We start from the raw sequence: 13293 nt of genomic DNA on the forward strand, positions 1-13293 counted from the left end.
AAAAGCGCCTTACGGCGCTTTTTTTCTGAGCGTCAATCCAACATCCCCGCCGGGATGTACCGACAGTAACGTCTCTTTTGAATAACCACTTTCGCTCATCAGGCAGGCGCAGGCGGCATCGAAAATCGCCAGCGTCAGCACGATGGAGGTGGTCGCCAGCATATTAAGCGGATCAATTTCGCGCTGCACGCCGGTGGAAATCACCAGCCGCGCGGCCTGGGCGATAGCGGAATCCGGGTTTTCCGTCACGCTAATCAGCGGCACACCCTTTTGTGCAAGCCCCGGCAAAAGCCGCGTTAATTCGTCGGAATTCCCGCCGCGCGACAGCATAATCACCAGATCATGGCGATCGAGAAACCCCAAATCACCGTGCGCGGCATCCGTGGCATTCAGATAGATAGCCGGGCGTTCGACGCACGCCAGCATATGGGCAATCTTGCGTGCCGCAATGCCGGATGTTCCTACGCCGGTGACCGCGATTTTGCCACGACAGCCACGCAGCTCTGCCATTAACCTATCCCACAGCGCATCGTTAAGATGGTGACTTAACGCCGCCATCTCTTCGCTATAGATTTGCCAGGCGCCGCAGGCCTGACGCCAGCTATCGCTCATGCCTCCTCCTGCATCAGTTGGCGGTATTTCATGTGATCCTGGTACATCTCATGGAAGACGGTGTATTTGCGGTCGTAATACTGCTTGATGCGGTTAGTCTGCGGCGTCACCGTCTTGCCAATGCGGCTCATCGCCGACATCGCTTCCGGGAAAGTGTCAAACACGCCCGCCGCCACGGTGCCCATCATTGCCCCGCCGAGCAGCATCGCTTCGCTCTCTTCCGGCAGCAACATCGCGCAACCGGTGGCATTTGCATGCTCCTGAACAAAGATCGGGTTCTTGGTGCCACCGCCGCTCGCCATTACCGTGTCGATGCTGTAACCACTTTGATTCATGGTTTCAATAATATGCCGCGTCCCGAGGGCAATCGCCTGGATGGTCGCCAGATAATGCAACGCCATATCCTCCGGTGTACGCGACAGTTTCAACCCGCTGATCACCCCGGTTAATGTCGGATTCGCACGCGGCGAACGGTTACCGTGGAAGTACGGCAGAATGTGAATATCACGCGTTAAAAACGCGATGTTTTCCGGCTCGCCCGCCATCTTGCGCAGCAGCGCATTCAGCACTTCATAGATGGTTTGCCCTTGCGCTTTTGCCTGGGCGAGCAGCGTTTCGTAGCACGGATGGGACTGGATCATATGGTCGATTAATGCCCCGGTCGCCGACTGCCCGCCCTCATTCAGCCAGTAACCCGGCAGCACTGCCGAGAAGTAAGGCCCCCACACGCCGCCGATAAAGCGTGCCTGCGGTGAAATCGCCATATGGCCGGTAGAGGTGCCGCCAATCAGCGCGATACGCCGATCGAAATCCGCCATTTCCCCCGAAGGCCCACTGGCGCCGAGCGTTCCCAGCGTACCTGCGTGGGCATCGATAATCGACACGCTGACCGCCGTGCCGGGCATCAACCCCATTTCGGTTGCTGCGCGCTGCGTCAGTCCGCGCCCCAGCGGCTCACCCATGGTTTTCACGTAGCGGCCAATTTTCTCCGCGTCATGCTCCAGCAAATCCTCAAGGCCAATCTGGCGGAAATAACTGGTGTCCCACTTATCCTCATGGCCCATATATGTCCACTTGCACACCGTGGAGCAAAGTGAACGGGTATCATCGCCGGTCGCCCGCCAGGTGAGAAAATCCGGCAGGTCGAAGTAATACCCGGCATTGGCCCAGGTGTTCGGCATGTGCTGTTTTAGCCACAGCAGTTTCGGCGTTTGCATCTCCGGCGAGATGATCCCGCCCACGTAATCCAGCACCCGATGGTGCGTGGCGTTGATACGGTTCGCCTGCGAGATGGCACGGTGATCCATCCACACGATAATGTTCTGCTCACTGCGCCCGGAAGGGCTAATGGTCAGCGGGTTGCCCTCTTTGTCGAGCACCACCAGCGAACAGGTCGCGTCAAAGCCGAGGCCTTTAACCTGAATCGGATTAATGTCCGCCTGGTTCACCGCATCGCGTACCGCGTTGCACACCGCCTGCCAGATATTGTCGGAAGATTGCTCCACAAAGTCGGCCTGCGGGCGGTAAATTTCAATCGCCCTGCTCGCCTGGCTGACCATTCTGCCGGTCAAATCAAAGACGCCTGCACGTGCGCTGCCGGTGCCAACATCCACACCAATAAAGTAGCTCGCCATTCTTTTTCTCCCGCTCTCAGGCTTTTCGATTTTGTAATGCGATAAAGAGGATCAGCACCGCGCCCCAGAGCGCCATCGTCAGATAACTGCTGATACCCAACAAATTAAAGCCACTCTCCAGCATCTGCAGTACCACCAGCGCCAGCACCAGCCCCAGCACGCGGCCAAAACCGCCGTCCGGGTTAATGCCGCCCAGCACCGACGCCAGAATGGTCACCAGAAGATAAGACTCACCGTAGCCCGCTTTCGCCGAATTGAACTTCGCCATCATCAAAATGGCGGCCGCCCAGCCCAACAGCGCGGAGATGATATAGACCGAAATCTGTACGCGAACGGTATTCACACCGCTGTAGCGGGTGGCCTGCTCGTTTGAACCAACCAGATAAAGGCTGCGCCCGAGCGTCGTGTGTTCGAGTAACACCCACAGCAGCAACGCAACAAAAATAAACAGCAACAACGCAACCGGGATGCCAAGCAGTGTGGCGTTGCCAAGGAACTGGATAGCCGCCGGAAAACCGGAGATGACCGTGCCATTTGAGAACAGAATATTGAGCCCGGAAATCAGCGTCATGGTGCCAAGGGTTGCCAGAATTGGCGAAACGCCAATCCACGCCACCAGCGCACCGTTCAGCGCGCCAATCGCCACTGCCACCAGCAGACCGGCGAGTAACGCCAGCGCCAGGAATAGCAGGTTATCCGGGTGGCTGACAATCACCGCCGCCATCACCAGCGAACAGGCGTTCGCACTGGCAATGATCGACAGATTAATGCCGCCGGTCAGCATGGTGATGCCCATGCCCAGCGCCAGCATGCCCAGAATCGGCAACTGCGAGCCTATCGACTGGAAGTTAGCGATGCTGAAAAAACGGCTGCCGAGCAGCGCAGAGAAAACCAGCGCCACGACGATGATAATCACGCATTGCAAGCGGATGATGGCATCACCGGGCAGAATTCGGACGATGGATTTCATCTTATAACTCCCTCGCAAGTTTGCGTTTTTCGTTCCACGCGGTGGCGCTAATACTCACCAGAATAATCGCGCCGCTAAACACCGTGTGCCAGTAAGAGGAGACGCCCAGCAGCGTTAAGCCATTCTGCAGGAAGGCCAGCAGCACAACGCCCAGTAGCGTACCGGTCAGCGTACCGCGCCCACCGGACATGCTGGTGCCGCCAAGCACCACCGCCGCCAGTACCGTCAGCTCAAACCCCAGCAGCGAGTTGGGCGCAACAGACTGGGTAATTTGCGCCTGCACTACGGCCGCAACACCGGCGAGAATGCCCATAAAACTGTAGACGTAGAAGTGCAGTTTCAGCAGATTCAACCCAAGGCGTGACGCGGCATCACGGTTGCCGCCCATGGCATAAATCTGGCGGCCCAGCCGGGTGTAGTTCATTAACACGGCAGTCAGAATGATGGTCGCGCCCAGACACAGCAGCGGCAGCGTCAGTCCATAGTCATATCCATCGGCGGCGGTGAACGAGAACCAGTTGATGCCGTTCATAAACCAGTCCGGGAAACCGTACAGCCACGTTCCTTTGGTGGCATACACCAGCAGGCCGTAGTAAACATTCAGCGTGGCAATGGTAATGATGATGGCAGGCACGCGCAGCCAGTAGACCAGGAAGCCGTTGACCAGGCCCAGCAGCAGCCCGACCGCCATCGACAGCCCTAACGCCAGCGCGAAATTACCACCGTGGGCAATCACCCAACTGGCCATGGCGTATTGGGCAATGGCGGTCATCGCCGGAAACGAAATGTCGATGCCGCCGGAAATCAGCACCACAAAAAGCCCGCAGGCCAGAATCCCGAGGATGGCGTAGCTGGTGGCGACATCTGTCAGGTTGCCGAGGGAGAGAAACTCATCGGTCCGCACGCTAAGAAATATCGCCAGCGCGATCACCAACAGCCCTAGCCAGAATTCATGTTGCCCGACAAGGCGGGAAAAGGACGTGTTACGCATTGACCACCCCGGCAATTTCCTGCTCTGTGCAATGGTGCGGATTAAATTCGGCTACCAGTTCTCCCTGACGCATCACCAGCACGCGATGGCTGTTGTAGTAAGCCTCCGGGATTTCGTCACAAATCATCAGCACCGCCATCCCCTGCTCCGCCAGCTGACGGGCAATCTGGTAAATGCCCTCTTTGTTGGCGATGTCTACGCCAACCGTGGGCGAATCCAGGATCAGAATGCGCGGCTGCGTGGCAACCCATTTAGCGATGGCGATACGCTGCGCGTTGCCGCCGGAGAGCGTTTTCACCGGCAACTGTGCATCGGAGACTTTGATATTCAGCTCGCGAATCAGATCGGCCACCAGTTGCCCGGCTTTCGCGTGATCAAGCAACCCGCTGCGCGTGTGCAGCTTGTCGAACACCGTGACGATGGTGTTGTCATAAATCGACTGTTCCATGATCAGCCCCTGCGTCAGCCGGTCTTCCGACACATAACCAATGCCGTGACGAATCGCGTCATGGTTGTTACGCAGTTTCACCGGTGTGCCATTGATGCGGATCTCGCCATCTTCCGGTTTGGTCATACCAAACAGACTCATGCACAGTTCGGTACGCCCGGCGCCTAAAAGCCCGACAATCGAGACGATTTCGCCGCTGCGCAGCGCCAGATTGATATCACGATATTTACCTTTGCGGCTGAGATGGCGCAGCTCCAGCATGGGCAATTGATCCACCGGTGGTTTTTCCGGCAGCGGGCTGTAGTGAAAACGCTGGCCGGTCATCAGATACGCCAGCTCGTGGCTATCCAGTTCGCTTGCCGGCCAGGTACCAATCAATTTCCCGTCGCGCATCACGCTGATACGATCGGCCACTTCCATCACTTCATCCAGACGGTGGCTGACAAACACCACGCAAATACCGGCGGCTTTCAGTTCATTGACCACGCGCAGCAAGCCATTCACTTCCTGGCGGGTAAGCGACGCGGTGGGTTCATCCATAATTACCAGCCGGGCATCGGCGGCAATCGCGCGGCAAATCGCCACCAACTGGCGGTCGGCAATAGAGAGTTTTTCTACTTTTTTATCCGGATCGAGGCGCACGCCAATGCGCGCCATCGCCGCCAGCGCCTGGGTTCGCATCGCGCGACGACGCACCCAGATATCGCCTCCGGGGAGGTAGCGGTGAATGGCGATATTTTCCGCCACGCTAAAATTAGGAAACAGCGACAGATCCTGGTAGATAACCTGAATCCCGTAGTGCGCTGAAAGCTGCGGCGTGAGCTGGTGAAAAAGCTTGCCGTCGAGCGCGATGTTAGCGCCCTTTTCCGGGTGATAAACACCGGAGATAACTTTGATGATGGTGCTCTTTCCGCAGCCGTTTTGCCCCGCCAGACAGTGAACTTCGCCTTTCTCCAGCGTTAAATTCACATTATCCAGCGCCAGCACGCCCGGGAATCGCTTGCTGATATTCTCAAGAGTGATAAATGCGGTGGTGTCGGTCATCGACAATACCTCTGCCAGCGCCCGGGATGGGCGCGAGGTTAAAATCTGCGGCGGAAGAGGCCGGCCTGACGGCCGGCATTCCGGTTCCCTGGTGTGGCCTGAAAGGCTCAGAAACCGAGTGATTGTGCGTTATCTTTGGTCACTTCGAGGATCTTATTAAAACGGATCACTTTCTTATTCATATCAACATCGGCTTTGCCCAACCCATCGATAGTCAGATCGGGCGTCACTTCTTTTCCTTGCAGCAACTGATCGGCGACGGTCACCAGCGCGAAACCGGCGTCACGCGGATCCCACAGCAGCGCTTTTTTGATGTCGCCACGCATCAGATACGGCGCGGCCTGGCCCGGCATCGCGATGCCCACTACTGCCAGTTTGTCTTTTGCTCGTTTCTTCTGTACGGCTTGCCCGGCACCAATCGGCCCCAGCGAACCAAAGCCAATCACCCCTTTCATTTGCGGGTAGGTTTTCATTAAATCGAGGGTGGTGGCATAGGATTTGTCGATGCTCTCGGCAACCGGCAAACGCGAGGTCACTTCGAACATATCCGGGTATTTCTCTTTTTGATATTTGATCGCGTAGTCAGCCCAGGCATTGTGCAGCGGCACCGTCAGCGAGCCGACATAAATGGCGTAACCGCCTTTACCGCCCATATCTTTTGCCAGTTCATCGACGTTGGCCTGCGCATATTTTTCGCTGTCGATGGTTTCGATATCCCACTGACCAATTTGCTGATCCGGCGATTCATGCGTCAGTACCACAATGCCTTTGTCACGGGCTTTTTTCAGCACCGGCTCCAGCACCTTCGCATCGTTCGGCACCACGATGATGGCGTTGACGTTTTTGGCGATCAGATCTTCAATCACTTTCACTTGCTGCGCCGGATCCGGCGTTGATGGCCCGGTCTGGTACGCATTGACGTCCAGTTTTTTCGCCGCTTCGTTGACCCCGGTTTCCATGCGGTTAAACCATGGAATACCGGTAACTTTGGCAACCACCGCGATCTCATATTTTTGTGCCGCAAACGCCTGGCCGGAAACCATGCTGCCAGAAATGAGGGCTGCGCTGAGTAATGCGAGTTTGAATTTCATAGTTGTACCTTTCTTGAGGACAGAGGAAAGTCGCGGAAGGGAGGTTAGCAACGAAGGGAAGAGGCAAAACACTGCTAATTTTAAAAATGTGATATACGCCCAAATAAGTTAAATTGAAGATCTATTATTGTTAATTTTAAGTTAAATATGCACGAAACTTCTCCATTAACAGCGTAAACAGTGTTAAATTCAACCCATAAATAAACACATCATTAACAATACATTTTCATTTCCAGCTTTGTGGCCGATGTTTTTACATGGCAAAACCGCATCTCAGCCGCCAGAAATTTTTAAAATTGAGAACTGAAACGAGCAAGGCAACAACGCCAATAGCAACATTTTCAGCGTAAAACGATACTCACCCGCCAGCAGTGGCGATAACCTTGTATTCCCTGCGGCTTAATGAATAACGGAGTGTCACGATGCGCTATGCGGCTGAACTGGAAGCACTGCTTCGCGCCGATTCACAGCGAATGGCGGTACTGGCAATGGTGCAGGCAACGCACGAAGGGTGCTGGACTGGTGCCGGATTTATACGCGATGCAGTTTGGGATCAATTGCACGGTTTTACGCCGCGACCGCATACCGCAGATGTGGATGTTATCTGGCATGAGCCTGCGGACACGCGCGCTGAACGCGATGCCGGGCTGGAGGCACAGTTGCGTCTGCGCTCGGGTGATGTTGCCTGGTCGGTCAAAAATCAGGCGCGTATGCACACGCGTAATGGCGATGCGCCGTACGCCTCGCTTGACGAAGCCCTGTGGCACTGGCCGGAAACGGCGACAGCCGTCGCGGTACGTTTAGACAAAGAGGATCGCCTCGCGATTATCGCCCCTTTTGGGCTGGCGGATTTATTCTGCTTGCGTCTGCAACCGACACCCCGTTTTCAGCACGAGAAGCGGCACCTTTTCAACCAGCGTGTTGATGAAAAACGCTGGCTGACACGCTATCCAAAACTCCAGCTGTGCGGGTGACTTTCGCGAAGGGCTATGTTAATAAAAGCGCTGGTTCAACGCCTTGCGAAATAAGGGGAAGTGATGAAAACGCGTATGCTGGCGCTGGCGGCGCTGTTACTCAGCAGCCCGGTTCTGGCCGATGAGTGCGATAACGCCTCCACACAATCTCAGCTCAACAGCTGTACCGCTGGTCAATACCAGGCCGCGGATAAGAAACTTAATCAAACCTTCCAGGCCGCGCTTAAACGCGCGACGCCGCCGCAAGCGGCGATGCTGAAAAAAGCGCAGCAGAGCTGGATAACCCTGCGCGACAGCGACTGCGCGTTTGTCAGTTCTGGCGTGGAGGGCGGCAGTGCCCAGCCGATGGTGCAAAACCAGTGCCTGACAGATAAAACCAACGAACGTGAAGCCTGGCTGGCATCGCTGCTGCAATGTGGCGAAGGTGATCTGAGCTGCCCATTACCGCCGGGCCATTAACGCACGCGGATGCCTTCGATGATCATATGCTGAACGTTTTCCACCGCGCGCTGAAAGAAAGCCTCATCCTGCAGGGTCGAGCCGGTGACCGCTTCCACCTGGGTTGCGAAATCGGCGTAATGCTGCGTTGAGGCCCAAATCATAAAGATAAGATGATGCGGGTCGACAGCGGCGAGTTTGCCGCTGGCTACCCAGCCCGCAATAATCGCCGATTTATCGTCAATTAAGGTTTTCAAACTGCCGGTCAGTTCCGCTTTCAGCAGCGGCGCACCCTGGAGCATCTCCTGGCAAAACAGTTTTGATGCCTGGGGATGGTCGCGCGAAACTTCCATCTTTAAACGGATGTATTCGCGAATAGCCGCCAGCGGTGCGAAATCCTCGCGAAACGCTTTCAGCGGCGCTAACCAGATATCGAGGATCTGGCGCAACACGGCGATATAAAGCGCCTCTTTCGACGGGTAGTAATAGAGCAAATTGGTCTTCGATACGCCCGCCAGCTCCGCTACCTGTTCGAGGCGCGCGCCATGAAAACCAAGCCGGGAAAAGAGCTCCAGTGCTGCGGTTAAAATCGCCTGCCGCTTTTCACTCACCGCGCGCTTGCGTTTGCCCGCGCCACTCGCTGCATCCTGTGCCATCACTCACTCCTTCTCCTTCACCATCACAGCTCCTGCTCTGCCTCAGTTGCGGCGGCGGAAGTAGATGTTTTTTTCTTTTTCAGCTTCAGCTCACTCACCAGCACGCCAAGCACAATCAACGCGCCGCCCAAAAGTGCTAACAGCGGTAAGCGCTCGCCAGCAATGCGACCAAAAATTCCGGCCCACACTGGCTCGCCAGTATAAATAACCGTGGCGCGGGTTGGTGACACGCTGCGCTGCGCCCAGTTCATTACCACCTGGATAATGGCGCTAAAAATACCCAATCCCAGCGCGACCAGTAACAAACTTGTTGTCAGTGGCGGTATGGTTTCTCCGGCAGGCACCATGGCGGTAAAAGACACCAGCGATGCGGTGAGCAACTGCACTACCGTCACCCGGCGAACATCGACTTTTCCGGCCCAGGCACTGATCAGAATAATTTCGGCGGCAATCGCCAGCGCGCTGGCAAGAGTAATTATTTCCCCCTCACCGAGCGCCAGCATGTTCCCCTCCGGCCCGGCGAGCAACAGCAAGCCGGTAAACGCCAGCGCAATGCCAACACAGGACATGAATCCCGGCAACCGCCCCAGGCACAGCCACTGTAATAGCGGCACCAGAGGCACATACATGGCGGTAATAAAGGCGGATTTGCTGCTGGAAATAGACTGAAGCCCCCAGGTTTGCAGACTGTAACCCAGCGCGATAGCAACGCCGATGACGACTCCCGCCTTCACTTCAAGCCAGGTTAAACCACGCAGAATATTGACAGAGAGCATACCCACCGCCAGCGCGGCAGTGGCAAAGCGCAGGCCAACGAAGAAAAACGGCCCGCTCATCGTTACGGCGTATTGCACGGCGAGAAACGTACCACCCCAGAACATGGTGATAAGGATCAGCAGCGCTTCCTGAGGCTTTACGGAGAAGGCGTAACGGGAGAGAGACATATCACAACCGGCAACAGGGGAAAAACGCTAGTGTGCGTTGGCTTCGCAGACGGTGCAAGAATAAAAAAACCGCCGGGTCTCCCCGGCGGCGGGCGTGGTTGACAACCGGTCAGAGCTGTCAGCCGCCATTGTTAGCTGCTGTTGCGGCTACCATGGCTATTTTTGCCCCCTTTTTTACCGGCTTCTGAGGCGCGCTGGGGATCGTTTTTGAAATTCCCCCCGCTCTGCTGGCCACCTTTACGGCCTGCTGCTGATGCTCTTTCACGGTCTTCAGCAAAGTTACCTGATCCACCACGATGGTTTGCCATGCTTACCTCCAGATGAGTGAAATATCAGACATCATACTGCGTTCAGTAAAAGAGGATTCTTTCACCGCACGGTGCAAAGGCAGAGCCTTTATCTGCGCCGTGTGGAACTAAGCTTAGTGGAAGGAAAGTATTCAGCCAGTGAATGGTAATATTCTGCAACAGCTTGCGCTGCCAATAACCCTCCCTCCCTAAGCGAAACCGATAACTTCCTCTTAACTCGCCAAAAATCTGTCGCGTTTATATGTGACAAATTGTAAGTGCCAGAGTTTTATTTTTTAAATTGTTATTTATCAAAGAAATGGCGCTCTCATTTGCACTCTGGCTATCACGTCATACGCTTAAAAAGAACGCAGCGATCTGCTGCCGTAAATCATCAAATAAGGAGTGAGGCAAATGGCCAAAGTATTGGTGCTTTATTATTCAATGTATGGACATATTGAAACGATGGCGCATGCCGTTGCCGAAGGTGCGCAAAAAGTGAATGGCGCGGATGTGGTCATCAAACGCGTACCGGAAACCATGCCGGCAGAATTATTTTTGAAATCAGGCGGTAAGACGCAAAACGCGCCAGTCGCCACGCCGCAAGAGTTGGCTGACTACGACGCCATCATTTTTGGTACTCCGACGCGCTTCGGCAATATGTCCGGACAGATGCGAACGTTCCTTGATCAGACTGGTGGGTTGTGGGCCTCGGGCGCGTTGTACGGCAAGCTGGCGAGCGTCTTCAGCTCCACCGGCACCGGCGGCGGCCAGGAACATACAATCTCCTCAACCTGGACTACCCTTGCACATCATGGGATGGTGATTGTGCCGATTGGCTACGCTGCCCAGGAGTTGTTCGATATTACGCAGGTTCGCGGAGGCACACCTTATGGCGCAACAACCATTGCCGGTGCCGACGGTTCCCGACAGCCCAGTGATGAAGAGCTGGCCATTGCCCGTTATCAGGGCGAATACGTTGCGGGCCTGGCAGTAAAACTCAACGGTTAACCTTCCACAGGAGGAGAGAGATGCCAACTCAAGAAGCAAAAGCCCATCGCGTTGGTGAATGGGCCAGTTTACGTAATACGTCGCCGGAAATTGCCGAGGCGATCTTCGAACTCGCCGATTATGACGAAAAGCTGGCAGAGAAAATCTGGGAGGAAGGCAGCGATGAAGTGTTGCTACGCGCCTTTGAAAAAACCGATAAAGATTCTCTTTTCTGGGGCGAACAAACCATAGAACGGCAAAATGTGTAGCATCCGGCTCCCCCGCTATTGCGGGGGAGCACTTCGTTTCGCTTATTTCGCCGCGTCGCGCATTACCGCGTTGAACTTATCAATCGGACAGAACCCTTCTTTATCTACCGGGCAGCCGTTTAAGGCCAGCGTGACACGCTGTGCCGGGGATTTCAGGGTTAATGCTTCGGCTTTGCGCAGCTGATCGCGGCTCTGATAAACATATTCAATCTTCATCAGATCGCGATTACCCGCCGTGTCATGCCAGCGCTGGAAAACGATCTTCCCACCAATCGGCGTACGTTCGTTCTGGTCATGCAGTTGATAAGGTTTGAAATCGAGCGCCGTGAGCAACGAGGCGATGTTGGAGTCATGCCCCACCAGCAGGGTCAGTTTTGGCGCCCGGCCAGCCTCTTCCACCAGCGTTTTGTCGATGTATTTCACCAGCGGTTTTGCCACGTTACGCGCCACTTCCGGCGAGGTGAACAAGGTATCCTGGTAGCTATTTTTCAGCTTCGACAAAATATTCCATTGCTGATCAGTTTTGATTTCGCCCCACGCCACCTGGTCCATTGGGAACCCTTCGTAGTACTGTAAGGTGAACGCATCCACCAGCGAGTTCCCCACTTTCAGTGGCCCGGAAACACCCGGCTCCTGCTGATATTTCGCGCTGAAGGTATCGGTGCTATCTGCCAGTGAGCATTGTTGTTTCTCTTTACAGGCCGGTGACTGCTGATAGCGGGTGATTTTTTCCAGCAGTTTATAGCTCTCTGCCAGCGCATAGTGCTGGCGCTGAGTTTCCATCGCTTTTACCGCCTGCTGGCCAAACGCGGCAGACTCGTCCGTGATCACCGGATTAAAGGTCGGATCCATGGTGCCCATTTTTTCCTGGTGATGTACCGGGACATCACAGCCAGGAAACGCGCCATTGATAAAGAACTGCGCCGTCGCGACAGTGCGTTGCAGACTGTTAGCCCAGGCGTAAACACTTTCTGACGACGGGCACTCTCCCGCCGCAATGAGCTTCTGCTCCGCGAGCCATTCGCGCATATAGTGACCCATATACACTTCCAGCACGCCGCCTTTGGTGGTCAGCTCCCCGCCGGGCACATCCCACTCGGGCCATTTGTTGGGTGTTGATTGTTCCAGCACGCTGCCATTATTCGCCAGCGGTGCACGTAAGTTATGACGACTCATGATCAACACTTGTTGTAACTGATAACCCTGTGGTGCCGTTTGCGCCATCGCGGCGGGGAGTGCCATGGTGGCGGCAATTGCGCTAAGCCAAAAAACCGTTTTCATTATGCTTTCCTTATTTTTCTACCCGAAATTAGATTGTGACACATTCATGACATCTCATTCGTATAAGATCTGCGGAGTGTGCACTGGCGCAAAAAGCGGTGTGAAGCCGCGCGATGTGGTTTTATAATTAAACCGCTAACCGGAGAGCCGCGATGAAACGTACCCGCTTTGAAGAAACTTTCTGCCCTGTTGCTCGTTCACTGAATATCATTGGCGACTGGTGGTCGTTACTCATTGTGCGTGATGCACTAGCAGGCGTGACGCGGTTTGGCGAATTCCAGAAAAACCTGGGTATTGCCAAAAACATGCTGACTGCACGTCTTAAATTGCTGGTGGATGAAGGGATTTTGCGCACGCAACCAGCCTCTGACGGCAGCGCCTGGCAGGAGTATGTGTTGACGGAAAAAGGCCGTTCCCTGCAAACGGTGCTTGTCGCTCTTTCCCAATGGGGACAGGAGTGGTTGTTCGGGCAGGATGAGCCCGCCAGCGTGCTGGTCGATAGCCAAACGCATCGGCCCTTACAAAAACTGGCTCTGCGCGCCGAGGATGGCCGTGAGTTGCAGCCAGAGGACGTGCGGCTGCGAACTGCCAAACTCTGACAATTCAGTCTGTTATTTCAAACAAATATCAAACCGCACTTTTTGCCGCCTCATTTGGTTGCATT

General features: G+C 55.1%; 15 protein-coding genes. 5 read left to right on the top strand and 10 right to left on the bottom strand.

The features are described from left to right. Positions 1-9: 9 nt before the first annotated feature. The 6 genes from DFO56_RS01075 to DFO56_RS01100 form a co-directional block, all read right to left on the bottom strand. Positions 10-612, bottom strand: a complete 603-nt coding sequence (locus tag DFO56_RS01075) for an SIS domain-containing protein (protein WP_045506850.1) — start codon at positions 610-612, stop codon at positions 10-12. Then, positions 609-2246 carry an FGGY-family carbohydrate kinase gene (locus tag DFO56_RS01080; RefSeq protein WP_017456277.1) on the bottom strand — a complete coding sequence of 546 codons (1638 nt, stop codon included), beginning with the start codon at positions 2244-2246 and terminating at the stop codon, positions 609-611. The genes DFO56_RS01075 and DFO56_RS01080 overlap by 4 nt, the downstream gene beginning before the upstream one ends. Positions 2247-2262: 16 nt before the next feature. After that, on the bottom strand, positions 2263-3216 hold the full coding sequence (locus tag DFO56_RS01085; RefSeq protein ID WP_045506847.1) for an ABC transporter permease: 954 nt from the start codon (positions 3214-3216) through the stop codon (positions 2263-2265). A gap of 1 nt (position 3217) precedes the next feature. Continuing rightward, positions 3218-4207, bottom strand: coding sequence for an ABC transporter permease (locus DFO56_RS01090; RefSeq protein WP_045506845.1), 990 nt, complete (start codon positions 4205-4207; stop codon positions 3218-3220). Then, positions 4200-5699, bottom strand: a complete 1500-nt coding sequence (locus DFO56_RS01095; protein WP_045506843.1) for a sugar ABC transporter ATP-binding protein — start codon at positions 5697-5699, stop codon at positions 4200-4202. The genes DFO56_RS01090 and DFO56_RS01095 overlap by 8 nt, the downstream gene beginning before the upstream one ends. Positions 5700-5806: 107 nt before the next feature. Beyond that, the gene (locus tag DFO56_RS01100; RefSeq protein WP_045506841.1) at positions 5807-6790 is read right to left on the bottom strand and encodes an autoinducer 2 ABC transporter substrate-binding protein; all 984 of its coding nucleotides are present in this window, start codon (positions 6788-6790) and stop codon (positions 5807-5809) included. Between the two features lie 422 nt (positions 6791-7212). On the opposite strand from DFO56_RS01100, the gene DFO56_RS01105 reads away from it, so the two are divergent. Next, positions 7213-7764, top strand: a complete 552-nt coding sequence (locus tag DFO56_RS01105) for a nucleotidyltransferase family protein (protein WP_045506838.1) — start codon at positions 7213-7215, stop codon at positions 7762-7764. A 63-nt stretch (positions 7765-7827) separates the two neighbouring features. Beyond that, positions 7828-8223: a lysozyme inhibitor LprI family protein gene (locus DFO56_RS01110; RefSeq protein WP_045506835.1), complete on the top strand. Its 396-nt coding sequence runs from the start codon at positions 7828-7830 to the stop codon at positions 8221-8223. Here DFO56_RS01110 and rutR read toward each other — a convergent pair. The 3 genes from rutR to DFO56_RS01125 all read right to left on the bottom strand — a co-directional run bounded on the left by rutR (position 8220) and on the right by DFO56_RS01125 (position 10110). Then, positions 8220-8858 (bottom strand): HTH-type transcriptional regulator RutR, encoded by a 639-nt coding sequence (gene rutR, locus DFO56_RS01115; protein ID WP_020457310.1) that lies wholly within the window; start codon positions 8856-8858, stop codon positions 8220-8222. The two genes, DFO56_RS01110 and rutR, sit on opposite strands and share 4 nt — an antisense overlap. A 23-nt stretch (positions 8859-8881) precedes the next feature. Further along, a complete protein-coding gene (locus DFO56_RS01120; RefSeq protein WP_045506833.1) occupies positions 8882-9802 on the bottom strand; it encodes a DMT family transporter in 921 nt (306 codons plus the stop codon). 131 nt (positions 9803-9933) lie between these two features. Continuing rightward, on the bottom strand, positions 9934-10110 hold the full coding sequence (locus DFO56_RS01125; RefSeq protein WP_020457308.1) for a general stress protein: 177 nt from the start codon (positions 10108-10110) through the stop codon (positions 9934-9936). Positions 10111-10503: 393 nt separating this feature from the next. On the opposite strand from DFO56_RS01125, the gene wrbA reads away from it, so the two are divergent. Both wrbA and DFO56_RS01135 read left to right on the top strand, forming a co-directional pair. Continuing rightward, positions 10504-11100, top strand: coding sequence for an NAD(P)H:quinone oxidoreductase (gene wrbA, locus DFO56_RS01130; RefSeq protein ID WP_020457307.1), 597 nt, complete (start codon positions 10504-10506; stop codon positions 11098-11100). 20 nt (positions 11101-11120) lie between these two features. Further along, positions 11121-11348, top strand: coding sequence for a YccJ family protein (locus tag DFO56_RS01135; protein ID WP_017456265.1), 228 nt, complete (start codon positions 11121-11123; stop codon positions 11346-11348). A 42-nt stretch (positions 11349-11390) separates the two neighbouring features. Here the strand turns inward: DFO56_RS01135 and agp are convergent, their stop codons facing one another. Then, positions 11391-12629, bottom strand: coding sequence for a bifunctional glucose-1-phosphatase/inositol phosphatase (gene agp / locus DFO56_RS01140; RefSeq protein WP_045506831.1), 1239 nt, complete (start codon positions 12627-12629; stop codon positions 11391-11393). A gap of 152 nt (positions 12630-12781) precedes the next feature. On the opposite strand from agp, the gene DFO56_RS01145 reads away from it, so the two are divergent. Then, positions 12782-13228 (top strand): helix-turn-helix domain-containing protein, encoded by a 447-nt coding sequence (locus tag DFO56_RS01145; protein ID WP_020457305.1) that lies wholly within the window; start codon positions 12782-12784, stop codon positions 13226-13228. Positions 13229-13293 lie beyond the last annotated feature (65 nt).

It is taken from the genome of Kosakonia sp. AG348 (assembly GCF_003337365.1).
Lineage (GTDB): Bacteria > Pseudomonadota > Gammaproteobacteria > Enterobacterales > Enterobacteriaceae > Kosakonia.

Bases quoted from the DNA above. Each gene is read 5' to 3' on its own strand.
- wrbA (WP_020457307.1), top strand. From the start codon at position 10,504: ATGGCCAAAGTATTGGTGCTTTATTATTCAATGTATGGACATATTGAA.
- DFO56_RS01135 (WP_017456265.1), top strand. From the start codon at position 11,121: ATGCCAACTCAAGAAGCAAAAGCCCATCGCGTTGGTGAATGGGCCAGT.
- rutR (WP_020457310.1), bottom strand. From the start codon at position 8,858: ATGGCACAGGATGCAGCGAGTGGCGCGGGCAAACGCAAGCGCGCGGTG.
- DFO56_RS01095 (WP_045506843.1), bottom strand. From the start codon at position 5,699: ATGACCGACACCACCGCATTTATCACTCTTGAGAATATCAGCAAGCGA.
- DFO56_RS01085 (WP_045506847.1), bottom strand. From the start codon at position 3,216: ATGAAATCCATCGTCCGAATTCTGCCCGGTGATGCCATCATCCGCTTG.
- DFO56_RS01120 (WP_045506833.1), bottom strand. From the start codon at position 9,802: ATGTCTCTCTCCCGTTACGCCTTCTCCGTAAAGCCTCAGGAAGCGCTG.
- DFO56_RS01090 (WP_045506845.1), bottom strand. From the start codon at position 4,207: ATGCGTAACACGTCCTTTTCCCGCCTTGTCGGGCAACATGAATTCTGG.
- DFO56_RS01080 (WP_017456277.1), bottom strand. From the start codon at position 2,246: ATGGCGAGCTACTTTATTGGTGTGGATGTTGGCACCGGCAGCGCACGT.
- DFO56_RS01105 (WP_045506838.1), top strand. From the start codon at position 7,213: ATGCGCTATGCGGCTGAACTGGAAGCACTGCTTCGCGCCGATTCACAG.
- agp (WP_045506831.1), bottom strand. From the start codon at position 12,629: ATGAAAACGGTTTTTTGGCTTAGCGCAATTGCCGCCACCATGGCACTC.
- DFO56_RS01100 (WP_045506841.1), bottom strand. From the start codon at position 6,790: ATGAAATTCAAACTCGCATTACTCAGCGCAGCCCTCATTTCTGGCAGC.
- DFO56_RS01075 (WP_045506850.1), bottom strand. From the start codon at position 612: ATGAGCGATAGCTGGCGTCAGGCCTGCGGCGCCTGGCAAATCTATAGC.
- DFO56_RS01110 (WP_045506835.1), top strand. From the start codon at position 7,828: ATGAAAACGCGTATGCTGGCGCTGGCGGCGCTGTTACTCAGCAGCCCG.
- DFO56_RS01145 (WP_020457305.1), top strand. From the start codon at position 12,782: ATGAAACGTACCCGCTTTGAAGAAACTTTCTGCCCTGTTGCTCGTTCA.
- DFO56_RS01125 (WP_020457308.1), bottom strand. From the start codon at position 10,110: ATGGCAAACCATCGTGGTGGATCAGGTAACTTTGCTGAAGACCGTGAA.